Genomic DNA, 19,393 nt, shown 5'->3' with positions numbered 1-19,393 from the left:
GGTCATCTCAAGACTAAATATCTGTCCTCTTGGCCTTTACAACCATTCTAAAGGTCATCTACAAGCAAAATATCTGCCCACTTGGCCTTTACAACCATTCTAAAGGTCATCTACAAGCAAAATATCTGTCCTCTTGGCCTTTACAACCATTCTAAAGGTCATCTCCAGACAAAATATCTGTCCTCTTGGCCTTTATAACCTTTCTAAAAGACATCTTCTGCCTAAATACCTGTCCTCTTGGCCTTTATAACCTTTCTAAAGGTCATCTCCAGACAAAATATCTGTCCTCTTGGCCTTTATAACCTTTTTAAAAGACATCTTCTGCCTAAATACCTATCCATTTGGCCTTTACAACCGTTCTTAAGGTCATCTCAAGACTAAATATCTGTCCTCTTGGCCTTTACAACCATTCTAAAGGTCATCTACAAGCAAAATATCTGCCCACTTGGCCTTTACAACCATTCTAAAGGTCATCTACAAGCAAAATATCTGTCCTCTTGGCCTTTACAACCATTCTAAAGGTCATCTCCAGACAAAATATCTGTCCTCTTGGCCTTTATAACCTTTCTAAAAGACATCTTCTGCCTAAATACCTGTCCTCTTGGCCTTTATAACCTTTCTAAAGGTCATCTCCAGACTAAATATCTGCCCATTTGGCCTTTACATAAGTCATAAAACTAAATCCAACGATTTCATCATTTTCATCCTTTAAGATAGTATCGAAGTCTTTCCCTTCTTGCTCCATAAAAAAGGTAATGAGTTTCTTTGAATTGCCTTCCATTATTCTCTCCCCTCCTCCATTTCATTGTAAAAACAATATCTACTTAGTTGAAATATAAAAAATTCATCGATATCCATTCAAAAGAAGAATGACAACTGCTACTGATTCCATCAAATAAAAAAGCGTGAGCAGCTGCTCACACTTTTTTAAATAGCTGAAGTAAAGTCCAATTTTTTTACAAACTCTATAAATACTTTTACTACCTTGAACTCAAGAGAATTTTTATGAAACAACATCCAAGTTTTTCTTACTAGGTGGTTTCCTTTTCTATCTTTGAGAATTATTCGATTAAGGTTTGGATGATCCTGAACAAGAACACTCGGAAGTATTCCATATCCTAAACCGTTCACTACCACATTTTGAAAAATACCGCAAAATTTTATAATCTCAATATCAGTACCTGATTCCTCTTTCGTTCCCTAAGTGCGGCAGCTTTCAATGATTCTCCTTCTTCCACTTGCCCACCCGGCATTTCGCAACATCTCCAAGGTCCCTTGATTAATAGAATTTCGTTTTCCTCATTAAGGACAATGGTTGCTGCTGAAAGGATTGTCCAATATTTACTGAACCATTTTCCAAATTAACATTTATTTAAGGTAATCCCTTAAGTGTCATTCCGGCTGATCTCTTTATTTTTCTGAACAGATTTATCTACATGTACGACTGACTAATATTCCTTAATGCACTGGCAAACATGGATACTAGCCACTACCTTTTATTTTAATCTTTTATACTCTAATGGTGTCATATCCATTAATTTCTTAAATTTATCGATAAAATAGCTCGTACTGTTAAATCCTACTTGATAAGCTACTTCTGTAACACTCGCATCCGTTTGTTTTAAGAAAACTGAGCTTTTTTGAATGCGATAATTCGTCACGTAATTTAATGGTGTGGTATTTAAGATTCGCTTAAAATATCGACAGCATTCGGAACGGCTTAACTGTCCGGCTTTAGCTATATCGTCAAGCAAAATTTTACCCGTGTAATGTTGATGAATCCAATTTAACATTTGCTTCATTCGTTGATCCTTTTGCATTTCCACTGGATTATGTTCGAGTTTAAATCCATTATTCATTAAGTTTTGCCAAATGAATGTTAAATGTACGGTAATATCGAGTTCAAAGAGTGTTGGTTTTCGTTCTATTAATTTTTTTATTTTAAGAATAGCATCTAATATGTTCCTAGCCCAAAAATCGTTAGAATCTAAGAACAAATATGGAAGATTGGTTGCTCGAATATATGGATATACATAGTTATTATAAAACTCTGAATGTAATACAAAATATGGTGAAACATTTAAACAAACATACACACAATTGGATTGATTTATTTCTTCTGCCATGTGCAAACAACCACTATTTATATATAACCCGTCACCTTCTCCAACTACAATACTTTCCTCATTTATTTTAAAGATAGCTTCCCCCCTTATAATTCGCACAAATTGAATCTCATCATGCCAATGCAAAGGGATATAACCGTGGATGTTTTGATGAATGGTTGTTTCATAACATGCCATCGGCAAATCAACTGTACGATGTTGTGTCATTTCTTTTAGATTTTGATCAATCTGAAAGCTTTTCATTAAAAACCTTCCACCTCAATATCCTTACATTTTTTTATTCAATATTTGTATTCTAAAAAGGGAATTACCTTTTATCATAAGAACATAATAACACTATTTTTATATGTAAGGTTGGCGACTTATGATGATTAAAACTAATAGGTTGAAAGGCTTCATTCTTGTGATTACAGGGGCGATTTTTTGGGGTGTTGGCGGAACTGTTTCTGGACAACTGTTTAAATATCAATCAATCGATGTAAATTGGCTTGTGACTACTCGTCTATTAATAGCAGGCTTATTGCTTTTATCAGTAAAGCTTTTTGGAAAGGATCGCTCGCAAATCATTAGAGTATGGAAGCACCGAAGCACTGCTATTCCACTAATAATATTTGGAGCCATTGGAATGCTTGGAGTTCAATATACGTATATGGCTTCCATTAGCTATGGAAATGCAGCTGTTGCCACTCTCCTGCAAAATTTATCTCCCGTTATGATTATTTTTTATTTCATTTTGCGAAAACAAGCCGTATTAACAAAACGTGATTTAATGATTATGGTTCTATCCATAGTTGGTTGCTTTTTCTTGTTAACTAATGGATCTATAACACAGTTATCTGTGTCATCACTTGCTGTTTTTTGGGGCGTTCTTTCAGGGGTAGCTGCTGCGTTCTACACACTATATGCTGTTGAACTCCTAAAAAAGCATTCTCCAATTGTAATAGTTGGTTGGGCAATGATTATCGGTGGTATTGCACTGAGCTTTGTTCATCCAATATGGCAAGGAAATTTTACTAATTTTACAGTTAAGACATTTCTATTTTTAGCGTTTGTAATCATATTTGGAACCATGATTGCCTTTTGGTTTTTTATAGCGAGCCTGCAAAGTCTGACACCAAAAGAAACAAGTTTATTAGGTAGTTTAGAACCTCTTTCAGCTGTGCTTACAACCGTTTTTTGGTTAAAAGAATCCTTTGGAATATTCCAATGGGTTGGTACAGCTTGTATTTTTGGAATGCTTCTGTTACTTGCTTTTAATACAAAAACATCTTTACATAACAAGGCACAAGAATCCCCTTATGGTTCAATATAAAAGGGGATTCTTGTAAAATAACTTTAATTCTACTTTTTGGTTACCATAAAAATGTCAGTACCGTACCATGTTTGATGGTCATTATCTGCAATACAAGGATGTTTCCAACAAACACAGATATGAAATTGTCTGTACACTGTCGTTTGTAATATAATATATCGGTTCCATTACTTAAAGAAATTCCTAATCAATATCATCTATCTTTTTGCCTTCTTCGTCTATCTGGCAACTAAATCCCCTAATCCCTATATTTTCTCCTTCATTTGCATAAATAGATCCTCAACTGGTTTCTTCAATTAAATTCCCCCAAACAATTAAAGTTTACCGTTATTTTAGCACTTTCTTCTTCTACGATTGCCCACATCAAATACTAAACCACATAATTTAAATAATCCTATTGCAAAATAAGACTCCTCGATTGGTATTTATACGGGTAGTAAAAGTTTCTGGGTATGCAAGATCCAGCATTAAACACTAATTCTTCAAGATACATATAATGAAAAGTGATAGATGCAGTTAACTGAATAATCTAGAGATTATTTCTAATTAGACCTTCCATATAATTACCACGTTTTGCTAGAATGTATAAGTGAAAGGAGTTTTAAAATTGAAAATTTTCATCCCTACTATATTATCTGCCATATTATTATTTTCATTGTCTGCTTGTAACAGTTCTTCAGGTGGCTCGACAACAAAAAATCAGGCTTCGACGATTTCAAATTCAAGCGATACGTCCAACAAAAATACGCATTCTAATAATGATTTCACAACGACGAATAAAAATGGAACGACTAATAAAGAAACAAGTTCAGCCCATACTGGCAATCAAGCTACAAACCAACCGACAGGTGCCTGGGTAAAAACATTTGAGAAAGAATTATATAACGGTTATCATGTTACTCCTAGTCACTATAAGTATATAGGTAATGGAAATTGGGAAGTTTGGGTTAAGGAAGTGGATACGGATCAAAATCCCTACGTAACAGTTAATCAAAATACAGGTGATTTTCACGGATAACGAATTCACTAAATACAGAAAAAGGCTTGATTTAAATATCAAATACAGGAAGTTACTCTTTTGAAACGCTTTTATACAACTGACAATATGCTGAATTTGCCTTGTCAAATGAATATATTAAAGATATAAAGGCTGTTAGAAATGAACGGATTAAAAATAAGATATATCGTATGTGACGGAAAAAAGAGGCATTACTGGTGAAAAGCGCTGAAGATAAGAAATGAACTTATCTATTCCATAAACACATTCAACTCCCTCTTGACCATTTCAAGTATCGATTCTCCTTACCCTTGTAATGTGGATCCCCCTAACTGAAAATGATGAAGTAAATTACCAAGTTAATAATATTACACCTCAACAAGGAGTCTGCAGGCATGTTCTCCCATCTGGAAAATCCATTGACAATGGAGTTGCTCCCCAAATAAAGTTGAGGTGCATTTTTTCTATCATAAAGCAGTCGTTTAGTTTCCTATCTCTAATTTGCAGACTGCATCGGTTGGCCTACTAAATTCAAACAATGTGCGTTAATTATTTCGATTAACTCACTCGTTAGTGAATTAGATTTGCTCCATTCAATCGTTAATACTCTCCTACATATTCCTCATAATCTAGAACTTCCATTACAGTTGACCAATGTAATACAGTGCCAACTGTTCCAGTTGCATCCTCTACAATATCAAAAGCCGCAATCGCCGTAAATATACAACAGAATTCAGTTAGTTACCCAGTTATCTTTCTTATTGAATTTTAATATCTTTAACAGAGGTTTCCTAAAAAAGATGCTCTTTTCGATACAACTTATAAGTTACCAAAAAAGGGAAGTTATTTTTTTCGTTTGATGTTTTCATTTCCGGGGAAAATAAAAGAAATCACTTTAAAGGAGTAAACATCAATGGCAGAAGAAACAATTTTTGTTAATGACGCAACATCCGAGAAACCGATTCAAGAAATCGAACGTCTCCTACATCAGTTGGATGGCATTGAAAGAGTATTATTAGACACTTCTGATGGCGAAATTAAAGTTGAATTTGATGATGAAAAAATCTCAATAGAACAAATCGTCAATACCTTAAAGCAGCATAACTTTTGCTAAAGAATCCATATGGGCCTGAATGACAAAATGAGTCTGCAATTAAGAAATCCGAGGAAGTGCCAAATATTGTCATAGGTTTCCATACGTGTAAAGGTGACTACAAATGAAAAAGGATAAAACAATTGTAGATTTGCAGACAAACAAAGAAATAGAGGAGGAAGTGCATTCCTTAAAATTTACAAAGAATTTCCGTTCCGCTACTGCTGAAGAATGGTACATTTTTATGAAGAACTATGCGGATCCTCAAACTGGTGGAGCTGCAGGAAAGGCAATTATTCATTATAACCTGTATGGAAATAAGGAGATATTTATTAATACAACGATTATCTTTGATGACGAAAAGCTTTTCCACCCTGAACTTCACCCACTTGTATACGCCATTGCAGACGAAGTAGTCAATCGGTTAGTTGGTTACGCTGATACCTTATTATCCGTTCACGCTGGATTGAATTCTTATCAGGCAGAATATAAATCCAATTAATACTATGAAAAGGAAAACACATACTAAAAAATGGAGGTGAAAGATATGAAAAAAACAAAGGATAATTTTTCAGAAGGAGCTAAGATTACGGATGATGCTCATACTTTTGGTCCGCCTAATGGTGGAAGTGTAGACCACCATTCTCCTCAGTCTGTTCCAAATACAGAAGTAGCTAAAACAGGCAAGCAACAGAAATAGCAAAAATATCCCTTAGGTATTCATTCAAAGTTTCAACGTATTTAGAAATTAAATTCTCACAAAAAGCATCCACGTCGGATGCTTTTATCATTCATGGCTGGTAACGTCCTACTCGGCAGATGGAACAAAACGCGAATGTGACCGTTCTTCCGAATAATGCTGTTGTACGGGAACGATTTTGAAGGGAATGTGACCATACTTGAGAAAAAAGACAGATAAAGGGCACTATTCACCGCTGTTAAATAAAAATATTCTCCCCCACAATTGTGAGGATAACAAAACTAATTTTAATCTGCAGTTTCATATCGTACCCCCGCGATATTTATAAATTGAAAAATCCATAAATTTTATTTTGTCCTGACTCATTCTTCGCAACTGATGAAAGACCCTATATCTCTTACCTAAGTTCACGAAAACAATCTCTTTTTATTCAATATTCATCATGTTTCTTTCCGCAGACATTTTACCATCTTAATTAATTTTCCCATTCATTTCGCTGTTATGAGCAATCCTACCTCTTAGCCAATGTTTGGATAGCCCTTATTTTCGAATTAATAAGTGCCATATTAACTAAAATTAATTCCACCATTCAGCTTTAAACACGTTCAAGTTTCTTAAAAGGTTTGGCAGGTAATTCAACACAGATGCGATCACCTGGTTTCACTACTCCCCCGCTTAATATAACGCCCATTATTCCAGCTTTTCTTATTAGATTTCCATCTGAATCCTTATCCAAAACAGCCTTTAATAGACCCGGTTTAAAATTCTCTATTTGTGCACAAGGATTTCGTAAGCCCGTTACTTTAATAATCGCAGACTCACCTATAGATAAAATTGTGTCAGTTGGTAATTCAATAAGATTTATTCCTACAGTTGTTATATTTTCCCCTAATTGTCCAGGTCTAATAATAAAACGGTCTGCTAACTCCTCGAATAACTCATTTTGAATTAAATGCACTTGTCTTAGGTTGGGTTGATTCGGATTTTGAGCTACTCTCGAACGATGTTGCACGGTTGATCCAAAGTGTGCATCGCCTTCAACCCCTAAACCCTCTACCAATTTTATACTCTCTTGATTGTCTTTACTAAATGTATGCTTTTTACTGAGACTAACCGCTAAGACCGATCCCAAGATTGAACTCCCATTTTTTTCATCAAGCATTTAATCTTCACAGCCTTCCGTTTTTTATTCCCTGTTTCTTTATATTCGAGTAGGATTTAATTATTCCTTCTTACATTTACACGCCCATGCCTTCAAGAAAAAAAGCCGCATAAGTTGCGGCTTCATCTTCAACTATTGCTCCCATTACTTTTCATCTATATATAAAGCCAGGTTGCTCTATTTTTCCTTTTGAATTTTAATTTTTAGCAATGAATGATAATTTTTGCTTGAGAATATAAAAAGATTTCAGGTTGTAATTTCATCGTATCCCCCAGTCTTTAACTAATGAAGCGTTATTTTTGATGAAAAATCAACCTTCAGAACTCAGATATAGAATTTAGAAGAAGATAATATTTGTTACCAAAAAAACGAAAGTTCTATCTACTGAGACTAAAAAGCCTCCGTGCTTATAGCTACTGCACAGAAGCTTTTAATTCATTTTTGTGTATTAAAAAATATGATATTTTTCTGCCTCATTATCGATACTTTTGATACGTAAATCCCGTTGTGGAAACGGAAATTGTATTTTATTTTCCATAAATAGCTTATTTATTCTAAAGTTAATATTACTTTTTATTGAACCTAGCTGATTAGGATCAGATATCATGAGAGATAATTCGAAATTAAGACAGTAATCTCCAAATCCTACAAAACTCACAGATGGTTCCGGATCCATTAAAACTGCTGGTGAAACCAAGCTTTCCTCTCTTGCAACCTCCATGAGCATGTCACTTAGTTTTTCTACATCCGTTCCATATGCCACATTAAATGGAATAGATAATCGAATTCTTGGATCACTAAACGAACGGTTGACGACCTTTTCTCCTAAAAAATAGGAATTTGGGACAATAATATGTTCATTGTTAACTGTTTTAATGATAGTCGCGCGCATATTAATTTTTTCAACGTCTCCGATAACGTTATCAATAAGAACACGATCCCCGACTTTTATCGGCCGTTCAAACAAGATAATAACACCAGAGATAAAGTTGGAAGCAATGTTTTGTAGTCCAAACCCAATTCCAACACTGATAATGCCCGCAAACATAGTTAATGCACTCAGATTTATCCCCACTGTCGTTAAACTGACAATAATGGCGATAATCATAATGGAATAATGGACAACTCGGTCGAAAGTATATCTTGTACCTTTATCTAAATGATATCGATTGTATATACCTGGTAGTAAAACATTGGTTGAAATTTTGGAAATTCTACTAGCTAAAGAAATGATTAATACAGCCACGATAATTAGGAATAGCGTTACATCCACTTTCCCGAATTTAAATATCTTGGCAAACATCCATTTTGCTTTTGAAAAGTATAGGAGCAAAAAAAGCAGAGTTCCATAAAAAGTAAACCAATTTACGATACTTCTTAATGCTGTATAATGTTTGGGAAGCTTTTTTAAACTCCAAAGAAGAACCCATCGTATGATTAACATTCCCACTACAACAGCTGCAATGATGGTTAAGCTCATATAATTGAAAGAAAGAATCCAATTTTTTAATGTATGGATATCCATGTTTTCACCCTCATTAAGTTATGAATTTTACTTTATTTGACTAAAGAGTAAACGCCATATATATTCTAGCAAATAAATAAAAAATAAGGATGGGTATAAAGTCCATCCTTCTGTTAGAAATCATTAAGTTTAATTATTTAAAAATATCGAACTTCTCCTGCAATACTAACTTTCTCGTTCATTGATCTATAGCTAAGTACTTTTTGAAAATTTACTATATAATTCCTGCATCAATATTGATTCCAATGATTATTCTTTAGTGGCAACTGGACAAAGGATAAGGTTTTGTGATAAATTATTACAATAAAAATCCATTTGAAAACTACATATTATAAAATCGACGAAGAGGAAAGTAGTTTTTGCTATATTCGATAGCGAGCTGGGGACGGTGGAAGCCTAGCGATGAAGCATGAATGAAGAACACCTTTGAGTTCTAACCGAAAGGGATATCTTAAGTAGGCTTAGACGTTACCAGCACGTTATGGACTGGGGTAAGCAATATTAGCGTTAAGTTGGTCATATTATGACAATTTGGGTGGTACCGCGGAAGTTAGCCTTTCGTCCCTTTTTATTGGGATAGAGGCTTTTTTTATTGTGAAAAAATTACCATAAGGAGACTAATTATGATTAAAACTGTAGTAAAAGATTTATACAGAAATCAAGATAATTTTAAAGACAAAACAGTTCAAATTTCAGGCTGGATCCGTACTCTTCGTGATTCCAAAACCATTGGTTTTATGGAGTTAAACGATGGAACATTCTTTAAGAGTGTACAAGTTGTTTTTGAGGATAATCTCGATAACTTCAAAGAAATTACGAAGTTACCTATTAGCTCTTCCGTTTTAGTAGAAGGTGAATTTGTGCCAACTCCTGAAATGAAACAGCCTTTTGAAATTAAAGCGACAAAAATTGTTGTGGAAGGATTATCGAATACAGATTATCCTTTACAAAAAAAGAGACATTCCCTTGAATATTTAAGAACAATCGCTCACTTACGTCCGAGAGCAAATACCTTCTCAGCCGTTTTCAGAGTAAGATCTCTTGCATCTTATGCCATTCATAAATTCTTTCAAGAAAAAGGGTTTGTATATGTGCATACACCAATTATTACCGGAAGTGATACAGAAGGCGCCGGAGAAATGTTCCGTGTAACATCAATGGATTTGAACCAGCTTCCAAAAACGCAAGACGGAAAAGTGGATGACAGTGCAGATTTCTTCGGAAAAGAAACCAACCTAACGGTTAGTGGTCAATTAAATGCAGAAACCTTTGCACTTGCTTTCCGTAATGTGTACACTTTTGGTCCTACCTTTAGAGCAGAGAATTCTAATACAGCACGACATGCCGCAGAATTCTGGATGATTGAGCCGGAGGTTGCCTTTGCAGAATTACCGGATATCATGGACCTCGGAGAAGAAATGGTCAAATATGTCATTAATTACGTTTTTGAACATGCACCGGAAGAAATGACCTTCTTTAATAGCTTTATTGATAAAACACTTATTGAAAGATTGCAGAATGCATTAGAATCTGATTTTGGAAGAGTTACTTATACCGAAGCAGTTGAATTATTAAAGAATTCCGGTCAGAAATTTGACTACCCTGTTGAATGGGGAACAGATTTACAAACCGAACATGAACGTTATCTTAGCGAGGAAATTTACAAGCGTCCAGTCTTCGTAACCGACTATCCGAAGGAAATTAAGGCATTTTATATGAGAGCGAATGAGGATGGCAAGACAGTAGCTGCGACTGACCTATTGGTTCCTGGTATTGGCGAGTTAATCGGGGGAAGCCAACGTGAAGAACGAGAAGAAGTTCTTGCAAATAGAATTAAAGAACTTGGTATGACAGAAGAAGATTACTGGTGGTATCTCGAGCTTAGAAAATACGGCGGTACAAAGCATTCTGGCTATGGAATTGGGTTTGAACGACTTGTCATGTATTTAACAGGAATGAAAAACATCCGCGATGTAATACCATTCCCTCGTACACCAGGAAATGCAGATTTTTAATGAAATATGGTAAAAAACAAAAAATAGGTTATTGTGGTTTTATTAAAACGTCAATAAAATAATGAAGATACCTTAGAAAAGGATAGTTGAATACAGGATTCTTCCTGTTCATCTATCCTTTTCTTTAAAACAGATAAAATGCGTGACATTATAACCAAGTGTTTCCTTTTACACGGAATATTACCTCCTTTACCCACTTGCGGGGCTGACTCTCCCGACGCGTACTGCCGATAATTATACCGATTTTCAATGGAGTGGTTGCCATTGTTTTTTCCTCCTTATAATTGTTTTAATGTTAGTTATCTATAACTAACGTTCTCCTTAAAAAAAATGTCCTTATCTCGATTGATCAATATTGCTATTATGTTCCTCCTTTCTGTATAGTAAGGTCCGTCTTACAAAACCCGTGAAAATCAGTAAAGCAATGATTCCGGAACCCGCACATGTTGCAAAAAGGGCGGAAAAGCCGAAGAATTGGGAAATGAAACCAAGTAAGATAGATCCAAGTCCAATCCCTAAATCCATGGCCGTGAAAAAGGAAGCATTGGCGATGCCCTTTTTAGCTGGAGACACGAGATCGAGTATTGCTGACTGAAGAGTAGGCTGCGCTGAACCGAACCCTATCCCATATAGAATGGCGGATGCCATGACTCCTAGTAATCCGTCGGATAAGCTCAAAATCAATAGTGCTATGATTGTTAGGATGATCGACGGGATAATAATTGATCCCTCGCTATAACGATCTGCAAGCCTCCCTGCAACAGGCCGAGTAAGCGTTAGCGCTATGGCATAGACCAAAAAGAAAGTACCTGCGTTGACTTGAATAGAAGCTGCAAACAACGGAAGGAATGTGGTGATTCCTCCGTACGTCAGAGCTAAGAAAAAGATTGCTACCGATATTGAAAGGACAGACTTATCGAAAAAGACCATTTTTCGTTTGTTATCTGATCTTATAGCTGGTACCTTGGTGGCAAGGGCAATTAGGATGGCTACAACCGATAAACAAGATGCTAGAGCAATCAAATGCCGAAAGGAGTAACTATTAACCAACCACACTCCGATAATGGGTCCAAGCGCCATAGATATGCTCATAGACATGCCATACCAACCCATTCCCTCGCTTCGACGCAACGAGGGGATTACATCAGTAATCGAAGTTCCAATGGAAGTGGTGGAAATGGCCCAACCGCCGCCATGGAGCAGGCGCAAAAGAAACAACAAAAAAATTCCTGTTACATAGTTATACAGAAACATCGCAATTGCGAAAAGAATTAGTCCTGCAACTATAAAGAAGCGCCTGCCAAAACGATCCAGCAGACCGCCGATAACTGGACGCACAACAACTGCAGATAAAGTAAAAACGCCGATGATGAGACCGAGCTCCGATTCGCCAATATTTAAATCTTTGATATACAACGGCAAAGTTGGAAGGAGCAAATAAAACCCAAGGCCTAGAAAGAACATAGCTAGCGTAAGCCCGATAAAAGATTTTGTCCATAAGCGTTCCAACACCAAGCACCTTCTTTCAAACTTTAGTTGTTACTAACTAACACCATAATAAAAAAATTACTTCCTTAAACCCTTTGCTATAACAGCTATCGAATCTTTCAGGTTATCATCCGGGAAACTGGGAGCAATCCCCTCTAACAGCACTCCAGAAACAAATTTTCCGTAATTGAACTTCATGAGTGTCATGGCCTGCACTTCCGGGTTACCCTTGATCACTTTACCTTTTTGTTGCATGATACGGAAATATTCCGTGACAATACTCAGGAATTTTAAAGCTTTGTTGTGCAAGCTCAAATGAATTTCGGGCATCGTTTTACGTTCCATGATGGAAATCAAATAGATTTTTTTATTTCTTCCCAGTACATCATGATACAACTCACTGATCATCAATAAATCTTCTTCGAGCTCATATTTGATGTTTTTTTGGATTGTCTGCTCAATCGGTGCAGAGAATAGATAATTATCGATAACGGCATCCAATATGGCTTTTTTTGATCCAAACGTCCGAAATACAGTCATTTCACTTACGGATGCAGCAGCGGCTATCTCCTTAATGGTTACTGCGTTATATCCTTTTTCAGACATGAGATCGATGGTAGACGATAGTATTTTATCAGCTGTGTTTTCAGTTCTGGAGCTCATAAGAATCCCTCCTTTTGTTAGTTATTGATAACTAACATTTTTTTAAAAATTATAAAACTTAGGGAATTGAATGTCAATCCTTTCCGACGACTTTTCTTAAAGGGATTTCCTTCTTCTCGCTTTTTATCATAGAATACCCCATAGAAACATTATCTTTAAATAACATATTTCTAAATCTCTCAATCTAACTTCTCTTCTGTAACTAATCAATTTTTATCACCTCATCCAAAAAATTAGCTTTTTGTTTATTCAACTAGCCTGAATTCATATTTACTTTTCAACACCCTTATTGTGCTAACCCGCCCTTTAGCCAAATAACATAAAGCCACCAAATTGGCAGATGGATCTTTTGGTAAACAACTACAAATCTAACATATCAGTAGCTAACCACATTTTGAGTATGATATATTGTATTTTACTAATTAGCATTCTATTTGGCGTTGAAAGAAGGTAAACCATGAAAATTGATATTCCAAAAATTGCTCCAGAGCTATCTGCCAGAAATTTTAGCGATATTTTTTATGAAGAAGACCCAATACTAGAAATGTGTAACATCACTGACTCTGATTTTGAAAATGAAGCTATCGATAGAGTACATCTATATAGTGCAGTGATTAAAAATTGCAAGTTCACCAATTCTGATTTTAGTAATATTGATATTACAGACGTACGTTTTGAGAATTGTGATTTTTCTAATGTTAATATGAGCAATTCATCTATTCACAGAGTTCAATTTATTAACTGTAAGTTACTCGGTACTACCTTTCCAGAATCTAGCTTGGGTAATGTCAAATTTGAAAATTCCATTTTAAACTTGGCTACATTCGGCAATTCAAAGCTTGAAAAGGTAATATTCTCAGATGCTTCATTAAAAAATACAGATTTTTATGATTGTAAACTTAAAAATGTGGAATTACAAAAATGTGACCTTGATGGAGCAAACTTTGATCAAACATCATTAAAAGGGATTGATATTAGTTCGTCTGCCTTTGATACCATTACGGTTTCCATCGAAAGCTTAAAGGGCTGCAAGGTATCATCTTATCAAGCCATTCAGTTTGCAACACTAATGGGATTGATTATTAAAGAATAATCATTTTGGTACATCTGAATAAACAGTACCTAACAAGTGGGACATTCCGAACAAATAGATCGGAATTCCTTCTTTTTTTGCATTTGAGCTATATCCCCCGTTACTTCATTGTTTATTATGTTTGAATCGGACAATCAATTTTCAATCTTCTTATCTAAATTTAGTTTTTGCACCATTCATAAGAGTGTTATTTTCAAATATTAATATTTTTAATCTATTGATAAGATTACCTAATGGAAAAGTATAAAAAACAAGTAATATTCTTATAGAGTTATTGGTGCTATTATATGGAAGAAATCGTAAAATAAATAGCCAACCAGAAAAAAGCCACAAGAAATGAGGATGTTCCTATGAACAAAATAAAGGGGTATTTTAGTGATTTTCATCCAATTGTATGGGTATTGTTAATCGGAACAATACTTTCAAGAGGGTCTGCCTTTATGACCTTGCCTTTTCTGTCCATTTATTTATCCAGACACATGGATCTACCACCAATTATTATTGGATTAACGGTTGGAATGAGTCCATTAATGGCAACAGTTGGCGGATTTATCGGGGGGGCATTTATCCGATCGCTTTGGTAGGAAAAAGGTCATGCAGTTTGCATTGTTTTCTATCTCGATTGTTTATTTTGGCTTTACCATTACGCAAAGCCAAGGATGGTTTATATTGCTGAATGCCCTAAATGGACTTAGCAATTCTTTTTTTGAACCAACTTCACAGGCATTAATGGGAGATGTGACCGAGAAAGAAAACCGAATGAGGGCATATTCTTTAAGATATACTGCAATTAATATCGGTGCATCTGTTGGTCCTTTGTTAGGTGCATACTTGGCCAGTACTTCAGCAAAGTTATCCTTTGCTATTACAGGCAGCATCTATCTTATATATGCCGTTATTTTATTCATGCTTATGAGAAAAATTTCGATCACCGAATCCGAACAAGCAATAAAAAAATCGGTAACGTTTGGGCAAGCAATAAAAATTGTCAGAACAGATAAAGCTCTTCTCTATTTATTGCTTGGGATTATCCTTGTCAATATTGGCTATGCTCAAATAGATTCTAATCTGCCACAATTTTTATCATCAACGCTCCATAATGGGGTTTATGTCTTTTCTGTTCTGCTAACGATTAATGCGGTAATGGTAGTAATCTTGCAAATGCCAGTCAGTCATTTAGTAGAACGGTATAAACCTATGCAGGTAATGAATATTGGCGCAGGCTTCATGGTACTTGGTCTATTGCTGTGCAGTTTTATTCATGGCTGGATTACAGCAATTCTAGCCATTATAATGTTAACCCTTGGGGAAATACTTATCTTTCCATCCAACAGTCTCATGATTGACGAGCTCGCCCCTGACCATTTACGAGGAACCTATTTTGGAGCCGGCCAATTTCGAAAAATAGGCAATTTTTTAGGTCCCGTTATGGGAGGATTTTTGCTAAGTCACTATCATGGACAAATCATGTTTTGGACAATTTCACTTATAGTACTGGGAAGCATCGTATTCTTTATGATGGGAAACCGTACACAGGTGAAAGTAAGTGTGAATAGCTGAATTTGTGTTAGTGAAATATGGTTGTTTATATGAATATATTTTTTAAAAAGTACTAGTAAGTTACGAAACCCTCCAGCCTAATTGGAGGGTTTCTGTTTATAAACACTATAAGACTTCTCTTTCTGAAAACTTCTCATTCCTTAAAACACCATAGATAAGCTCTAACACTGCATTCTTCATTCCGTTTTCATAAATAGATCGTACATAATCTCTTTGTAATAATGCTCATAACCTGCCATCCCTAGTTCCCTTGCAGCCCTAAGCTCTGCTTCTCTATCATAAGGAACACGTACAAAGTTAATCGAATTCGTTCCGTGCGAACCATCCACAATTACATATGTTGCATCAACTATATCTAACCCTATACTTCCTACATTGCAAAGTATCCCGATTTCATAACTTCTTAATAAAGTTAAGTGAATATCTCCATAAAATACAATGTCTGGAGTACGTTTCGAATGAAGAGATTCGGTTTCTTTACTATTCTCAAAAAGAGACAAACATTTTTCTATTGGGTGATATTCAGGTGCAATTCGCTCAAAAACACTTCTCGGTGATGCATGAAAACAACGAATTAGCTTGGAGTTTAACTCAAATTCAATATAGAAAGGTAAGGTGGCCAAGTAGTTAAAATCATCATCTGTTAGCTGGCTTTGCGTCCACTTAAGAATTTCATTATCTGTCTCCTCTCGGATAAATACATCCCAATTCCCACGAATGACCTTGTCACAATGTTTTCTTACAAGTTTAATACACTCCGAACCACGTGGCCCTTTCCCCACCAAATCTCCCAAACAAAATATCTGGTCCACATCACGTTTTTCAATATCCTTTAACACCGCTTCTAACGCAGTTAAATTACCATGAATATCTGAAATAATTGCTATCCTCGACAAACAGACATCCCCTTTTAAATAATATATGACCAAAAAGGATGACATGAGTGACATAGGAACAGGTTGAAAATTAGAATCAAATGTCCCTTTGTCGTCATGCCTCTATATGTAACCAAAATATCTAAAAATGAATTCCAAACCCTCTTTCAAAAATCAATTCTACATGTTCTGTCTTTAATCCTTCCTCCACTATTCTCCATTGTCAGCCGAAAAAAAAGCCACCTAATTGGCAGCTGGTCTAAAACTTATTAGGTTAAGTTAATGGTCACAATGTCACTTGATTATTGAATATAGACAAGTGTCCGTCAGATTGCAGCCATCAGCGGATAAATCATCATTTCTTAAAATTCCTTCTAACACAAACCCAAGTTTTTCTGGGATAGCACGACTCTTAACATTAGTTGATTCACATTTTATTTCCATTCTTCTAAATTTGATGTAATTTAACCCAAAGTGAGCTAATTCCTTTACTGCTTCTGTCATATACCCATTCCCGCTATATTTTGTATGAATCCAATATCCAATTTCACATTTAGGAATGTTCCAGTCAATCCCTTGAAGGCTCGCAGTTCCTATAAAATCATTGCCATCCTTACAGAAGATAAGAAAACGAAAACTGTGTCTCTTTAAAAAATGTATATGGGCATTTCTTAAATTTATTTCGGTTTCCTCAACAGTAGGAAGTTCTTGGGCAAATGGCAACCACGCTTTTAATTCATGAATGGAATCTCTAATTGCTTCGTTTACAATTTCTCCGTCTCCCTTTAGATGCGGTGCGCGAAGAACTAGTCTTTCTGTTTCTAGTTGTAAAGGAACATCTAACATGATTGGATTCATTTGTTTTTCCCCTTTCTTTGAACTTTTTGATTATAATTAGAAAAATAGAGCAAAAAAAACTCTCACCTCAAAGAAATAATTCTTGAGAACAAGCGTTGTATCTTCGCGGCCACCTCAGTTTATTGATACGTCATCATTCTTCAGGTACTTTAATACCTTATCATTCATCGGGTTGAACCATTTTACTATCCCAAAATCTCATTAGAGAATGCTGGTATGAATTTTCTTAAAATAATTGCCTTATATTTTTTTATAATTATAGTGTGTTATTGGATTTTTACAAGAAAATTATCAATAGGTCAGTGGTTAATGTTAATTGGGGGTAATCATAATTGGATAGGACATAAACTTAAGGTCTATTGCAATGCTGGTTAGGAATTATTTTATTGAAAGTCACTGTCTCTATAATTTACAAATCAATAGGTGTTAATTGAGTAAAGTTTCTCCTTCGTAAACACAAAAATTTTTGCTTTTTAAGCTAATCCCCCGTTAGAATCAGTACATTACTTCACATACTTTTCGGTGATTGTAAAAAAAAAGCAACAAAAAATCACCTCACAACTAATTAGACAATTGGCAGTAAAGTGATTTTAGTCATTTTTTTAAATACTCAAGCTTGAAAATTTCCTAAAATGAGATAAAGCAAGCTCGTATGGAGATATACGTTTAGCGCGATGCTTTTGGCGGTTGGCATACTTCACATTTACGTTGGTGATTATTTTTGAATTTCGTAAATGTTTTTTCAAAATTGCTGCCACATGCACATTTAAATAGTAACTTTTGAGAAAAACCGTGATATTCTGTCGTTAACAACTTACTATCCGAGTTGTTCTCAACAAATTCTTTAATTTTGTCGATTGTCCATCGTTTATTCATATCTCTTACACCTCCATATTTATCGCTAGACGGAGGCTCTTTACGCGCATCCGTTCAATTAAGAGCAAAAATCTTAATTATTCGAAATTCTAATTATAACTGATCTGGCACGCAATTAATTACATTGTTATTTTGATTTTAGTCCTGATCAAACCACAGTTGATCTTTGTCATCAACATCGCCATTATAATTGATAAAAATCTCATCCCCTGCTTTTATATCTGTGTAAGCATAGAAGTCAAATGTATGATTCTTAAAATTAATCTCATAATTTGCATTAGGTTCATAAGAATGGTTAAACAGCATTCCATAACCTAAAAGGATTGCAGAATGATTTATCCCATACTCAAAAGCGTAATCAGCGAGTATGGTTTGCTCAATGTATTGATGCTGGTCGTTCGGATAAGCAATGACAGGTGCTTCATGTATAAGCTGTCCTTTTTTAATATCACATGTAGCAAATACCCCTCTATTGAATTCTCCATTACTTATTGGAGATGTTTTTACCTCAATCATGTTGTTCACCTACTAAATTTTAAAATTTACTTTCTAACTGTAACATTAATTTTAACAATAAGCTCATTTTATTTAGAAAAAGGAATTTCCGAAATACTCAAACTTTGTTTCAGTTTCTCAACTAATTAACTAGGTTAGAAAGGTTTAACGATAGTATTGCTGCCTTTTTTATTTATGTTCTAATATAGAATTATTTTTGTTCGGTGTAAAGGAGCGTATTAGTATCGACTTTTCGTCTTGATGGTCACTTTGAGCAGAGATAGTACCACATAGTGTGATTACACACTAGGAGGCAACCATGGAACAAGGTACAACTAAATGGTTTCCCTCAGAAAAAGGCTTCGGCTTTATTAAACGTGAAAATGGAAATGCTGTTTTCGTACACTTTTCTGCTATTCAAAGTAAAGGGTACAAGTATTTAGACGAAAGTAAACAAGTAACAGAGAAGGGTCCTCGTGTGGATAAGCAATTAGCGTTCAAAAAGCTTAATTTAAAACAGACCTATTAAAATAAGGCGATGTGATTCCTTAGAAT

The 19,393-nt window shown here is 35.1% G+C and carries 21 protein-coding genes, 1 pseudogene and 1 other annotated feature; of the genes and pseudogenes, 10 read left to right on the top strand and 12 right to left on the bottom strand.

The features are described from left to right. Window positions 1-637: 637 nt before the first annotated feature. The 4 genes and pseudogenes from CWO92_RS25175 to CWO92_RS00365 all read right to left on the bottom strand — a co-directional run bounded on the left by CWO92_RS25175 (window position 638) and on the right by CWO92_RS00365 (window position 2,369). Entirely contained in the window at window positions 638-781 is a 144-nt protein-coding gene (locus CWO92_RS25175; RefSeq protein WP_165786584.1) for a hypothetical protein, read from the bottom strand. Window positions 782-927: 146 nt separating this feature from the next. Beyond that, complete coding sequence (locus tag CWO92_RS25810) at window positions 928-1,131, bottom strand: type 2 periplasmic-binding domain-containing protein (protein WP_158175694.1); 204 nt, start codon at window positions 1,129-1,131, stop codon at window positions 928-930. A gap of 3 nt (window positions 1,132-1,134) precedes the next feature. Further along, window positions 1,135-1,331 (bottom strand): annotated as a pseudogene (locus CWO92_RS25890) (NUDIX hydrolase); the annotation flags it as partial. A gap of 165 nt (window positions 1,332-1,496) precedes the next feature. Beyond that, the gene (locus CWO92_RS00365; RefSeq protein WP_101352206.1) at window positions 1,497-2,369 is read right to left on the bottom strand and encodes an AraC family transcriptional regulator; all 873 of its coding nucleotides are present in this window, start codon (window positions 2,367-2,369) and stop codon (window positions 1,497-1,499) included. A 124-nt stretch (window positions 2,370-2,493) separates the two neighbouring features. Between CWO92_RS00365 and CWO92_RS00360 the strand changes: the two genes are divergently transcribed. From CWO92_RS00360 to CWO92_RS25170, 5 genes are all read left to right on the top strand, one after another. After that, on the top strand, window positions 2,494-3,438 hold the full coding sequence (locus CWO92_RS00360) for an EamA family transporter (protein ID WP_101352759.1): 945 nt from the start codon (window positions 2,494-2,496) through the stop codon (window positions 3,436-3,438). A 607-nt stretch (window positions 3,439-4,045) separates the two neighbouring features. After that, complete coding sequence (locus CWO92_RS00355; protein ID WP_199256867.1) at window positions 4,046-4,456, top strand: hypothetical protein; 411 nt, start codon at window positions 4,046-4,048, stop codon at window positions 4,454-4,456. A gap of 892 nt (window positions 4,457-5,348) precedes the next feature. After that, window positions 5,349-5,549, top strand: coding sequence for a heavy-metal-associated domain-containing protein (locus tag CWO92_RS00345; protein WP_101352205.1), 201 nt, complete (start codon window positions 5,349-5,351; stop codon window positions 5,547-5,549). Between the two features lie 103 nt (window positions 5,550-5,652). After that, window positions 5,653-6,030, top strand: a complete 378-nt coding sequence (locus tag CWO92_RS00340) for a hypothetical protein (protein ID WP_101352204.1) — start codon at window positions 5,653-5,655, stop codon at window positions 6,028-6,030. Window positions 6,031-6,075: 45 nt separating this feature from the next. Then, window positions 6,076-6,228 carry a hypothetical protein gene (locus tag CWO92_RS25170; RefSeq protein ID WP_158175691.1) on the top strand — a complete coding sequence of 51 codons (153 nt, stop codon included), beginning with the start codon at window positions 6,076-6,078 and terminating at the stop codon, window positions 6,226-6,228. A gap of 595 nt (window positions 6,229-6,823) precedes the next feature. Here the strand turns inward: CWO92_RS25170 and CWO92_RS00335 are convergent. Both CWO92_RS00335 and CWO92_RS00330 read right to left on the bottom strand, forming a co-directional pair. Next, window positions 6,824-7,390: an MOSC domain-containing protein gene (locus CWO92_RS00335; RefSeq protein WP_101352203.1), complete on the bottom strand. Its 567-nt coding sequence runs from the start codon at window positions 7,388-7,390 to the stop codon at window positions 6,824-6,826. A gap of 448 nt (window positions 7,391-7,838) precedes the next feature. Continuing rightward, a complete protein-coding gene (locus CWO92_RS00330) occupies window positions 7,839-8,915 on the bottom strand; it encodes a mechanosensitive ion channel family protein (protein ID WP_101352202.1) in 1,077 nt (358 codons plus the stop codon). 331 nt (window positions 8,916-9,246) lie between these two features. Next, window positions 9,247-9,484: a binding site (T-box leader), on the top strand. A gap of 54 nt (window positions 9,485-9,538) precedes the next feature. Between CWO92_RS00330 and asnS the strand changes: the two genes are divergently transcribed. Then, window positions 9,539-10,930, top strand: coding sequence for an asparagine--tRNA ligase (gene asnS, locus CWO92_RS00325; RefSeq protein WP_101352201.1), 1,392 nt, complete (start codon window positions 9,539-9,541; stop codon window positions 10,928-10,930). A 336-nt stretch (window positions 10,931-11,266) separates the two neighbouring features. Here asnS and CWO92_RS00320 read toward each other — a convergent pair whose 3' ends face one another. Further along, the gene (locus CWO92_RS00320; protein ID WP_101352757.1) at window positions 11,267-12,439 is read right to left on the bottom strand and encodes an MFS transporter; all 1,173 of its coding nucleotides are present in this window, start codon (window positions 12,437-12,439) and stop codon (window positions 11,267-11,269) included. Window positions 12,440-12,496: 57 nt separating this feature from the next. After that, window positions 12,497-13,081, bottom strand: coding sequence for a TetR/AcrR family transcriptional regulator (locus CWO92_RS00315; protein WP_101352200.1), 585 nt, complete (start codon window positions 13,079-13,081; stop codon window positions 12,497-12,499). Between the two features lie 457 nt (window positions 13,082-13,538). On the opposite strand from CWO92_RS00315, the gene CWO92_RS00310 reads away from it, so the two are divergent. The 3 genes from CWO92_RS00310 (at window position 13,539) to CWO92_RS00300 (ending at window position 15,734) form a co-directional block, all read left to right on the top strand. Beyond that, complete coding sequence (locus tag CWO92_RS00310; RefSeq protein WP_101352199.1) at window positions 13,539-14,174, top strand: pentapeptide repeat-containing protein; 636 nt, start codon at window positions 13,539-13,541, stop codon at window positions 14,172-14,174. A 350-nt stretch (window positions 14,175-14,524) separates the two neighbouring features. Beyond that, window positions 14,525-14,758 (top strand): hypothetical protein, encoded by a 234-nt coding sequence (locus CWO92_RS00305; protein WP_101352198.1) that lies wholly within the window; start codon window positions 14,525-14,527, stop codon window positions 14,756-14,758. A 10-nt stretch (window positions 14,759-14,768) separates the two neighbouring features. After that, window positions 14,769-15,734: an MFS transporter gene (locus CWO92_RS00300; protein ID WP_101352197.1), complete on the top strand. Its 966-nt coding sequence runs from the start codon at window positions 14,769-14,771 to the stop codon at window positions 15,732-15,734. 176 nt (window positions 15,735-15,910) lie between these two features. Here the strand turns inward: CWO92_RS00300 and CWO92_RS00295 are convergent, their stop codons facing one another. From CWO92_RS00295 to CWO92_RS00280, 4 genes are all read right to left on the bottom strand, one after another. Beyond that, window positions 15,911-16,630, bottom strand: coding sequence for a metallophosphoesterase family protein (locus tag CWO92_RS00295; protein ID WP_101352196.1), 720 nt, complete (start codon window positions 16,628-16,630; stop codon window positions 15,911-15,913). 273 nt (window positions 16,631-16,903) lie between these two features. Then, entirely contained in the window at window positions 16,904-17,467 is a 564-nt protein-coding gene (locus CWO92_RS00290; RefSeq protein ID WP_101352195.1) for a GNAT family N-acetyltransferase, read from the bottom strand. Between the two features lie 666 nt (window positions 17,468-18,133). Next, window positions 18,134-18,343, bottom strand: coding sequence for a hypothetical protein (locus CWO92_RS00285; RefSeq protein ID WP_101352194.1), 210 nt, complete (start codon window positions 18,341-18,343; stop codon window positions 18,134-18,136). 138 nt (window positions 18,344-18,481) lie between these two features. Then, entirely contained in the window at window positions 18,482-18,859 is a 378-nt protein-coding gene (locus CWO92_RS00280) for an SET domain-containing protein (RefSeq protein WP_101352193.1), read from the bottom strand. A gap of 298 nt (window positions 18,860-19,157) precedes the next feature. Here CWO92_RS00280 and CWO92_RS00275 point away from each other — a divergent pair, with 298 nt between their 5' ends. Further along, on the top strand, window positions 19,158-19,367 hold the full coding sequence (locus tag CWO92_RS00275) for a cold-shock protein (RefSeq protein WP_101352192.1): 210 nt from the start codon (window positions 19,158-19,160) through the stop codon (window positions 19,365-19,367). The last annotated feature ends 26 nt before the right edge of the window (window positions 19,368-19,393 follow it).

The organism is Heyndrickxia camelliae (assembly GCF_002844575.1).
Taxonomy (GTDB): domain Bacteria; phylum Bacillota; class Bacilli; order Bacillales; family Bacillaceae_C; genus Margalitia; species Margalitia camelliae.
The sequence above is the reverse complement of the archived record's forward strand: the minus strand, read 5'-3'. Positions and strand labels throughout refer to the sequence as shown.

Excerpts from the sequence above, each read along its gene's own strand:
- CWO92_RS25175 (WP_165786584.1), bottom strand. The coding sequence starts at position 781 with ATGGAAGGCAATTCAAAGAAACTCATTACCTTTTTTATGGAGCAAGAA.
- CWO92_RS00365 (WP_101352206.1), bottom strand. The coding sequence starts at position 2,369 with ATGAAAAGCTTTCAGATTGATCAAAATCTAAAAGAAATGACACAACAT.
- CWO92_RS00360 (WP_101352759.1), top strand. The coding sequence starts at position 2,494 with ATGATTAAAACTAATAGGTTGAAAGGCTTCATTCTTGTGATTACAGGG.
- CWO92_RS00345 (WP_101352205.1), top strand. The coding sequence starts at position 5,349 with ATGGCAGAAGAAACAATTTTTGTTAATGACGCAACATCCGAGAAACCG.
- CWO92_RS00340 (WP_101352204.1), top strand. The coding sequence starts at position 5,653 with ATGAAAAAGGATAAAACAATTGTAGATTTGCAGACAAACAAAGAAATA.
- CWO92_RS25170 (WP_158175691.1), top strand. The coding sequence starts at position 6,076 with ATGAAAAAAACAAAGGATAATTTTTCAGAAGGAGCTAAGATTACGGAT.
- CWO92_RS00335 (WP_101352203.1), bottom strand. The coding sequence starts at position 7,390 with ATGCTTGATGAAAAAAATGGGAGTTCAATCTTGGGATCGGTCTTAGCG.
- CWO92_RS00330 (WP_101352202.1), bottom strand. The coding sequence starts at position 8,915 with ATGGATATCCATACATTAAAAAATTGGATTCTTTCTTTCAATTATATG.
- asnS (WP_101352201.1), top strand. The coding sequence starts at position 9,539 with ATGATTAAAACTGTAGTAAAAGATTTATACAGAAATCAAGATAATTTT.
- CWO92_RS00315 (WP_101352200.1), bottom strand. The coding sequence starts at position 13,081 with ATGAGCTCCAGAACTGAAAACACAGCTGATAAAATACTATCGTCTACC.
- CWO92_RS00310 (WP_101352199.1), top strand. The coding sequence starts at position 13,539 with ATGAAAATTGATATTCCAAAAATTGCTCCAGAGCTATCTGCCAGAAAT.
- CWO92_RS00305 (WP_101352198.1), top strand. The coding sequence starts at position 14,525 with ATGAACAAAATAAAGGGGTATTTTAGTGATTTTCATCCAATTGTATGG.
- CWO92_RS00300 (WP_101352197.1), top strand. The coding sequence starts at position 14,769 with ATGCAGTTTGCATTGTTTTCTATCTCGATTGTTTATTTTGGCTTTACC.
- CWO92_RS00290 (WP_101352195.1), bottom strand. The coding sequence starts at position 17,467 with ATGAATCCAATCATGTTAGATGTTCCTTTACAACTAGAAACAGAAAGA.
- CWO92_RS00285 (WP_101352194.1), bottom strand. The coding sequence starts at position 18,343 with ATGAATAAACGATGGACAATCGACAAAATTAAAGAATTTGTTGAGAAC.
- CWO92_RS00280 (WP_101352193.1), bottom strand. The coding sequence starts at position 18,859 with ATGATTGAGGTAAAAACATCTCCAATAAGTAATGGAGAATTCAATAGA.
- CWO92_RS00275 (WP_101352192.1), top strand. The coding sequence starts at position 19,158 with ATGGAACAAGGTACAACTAAATGGTTTCCCTCAGAAAAAGGCTTCGGC.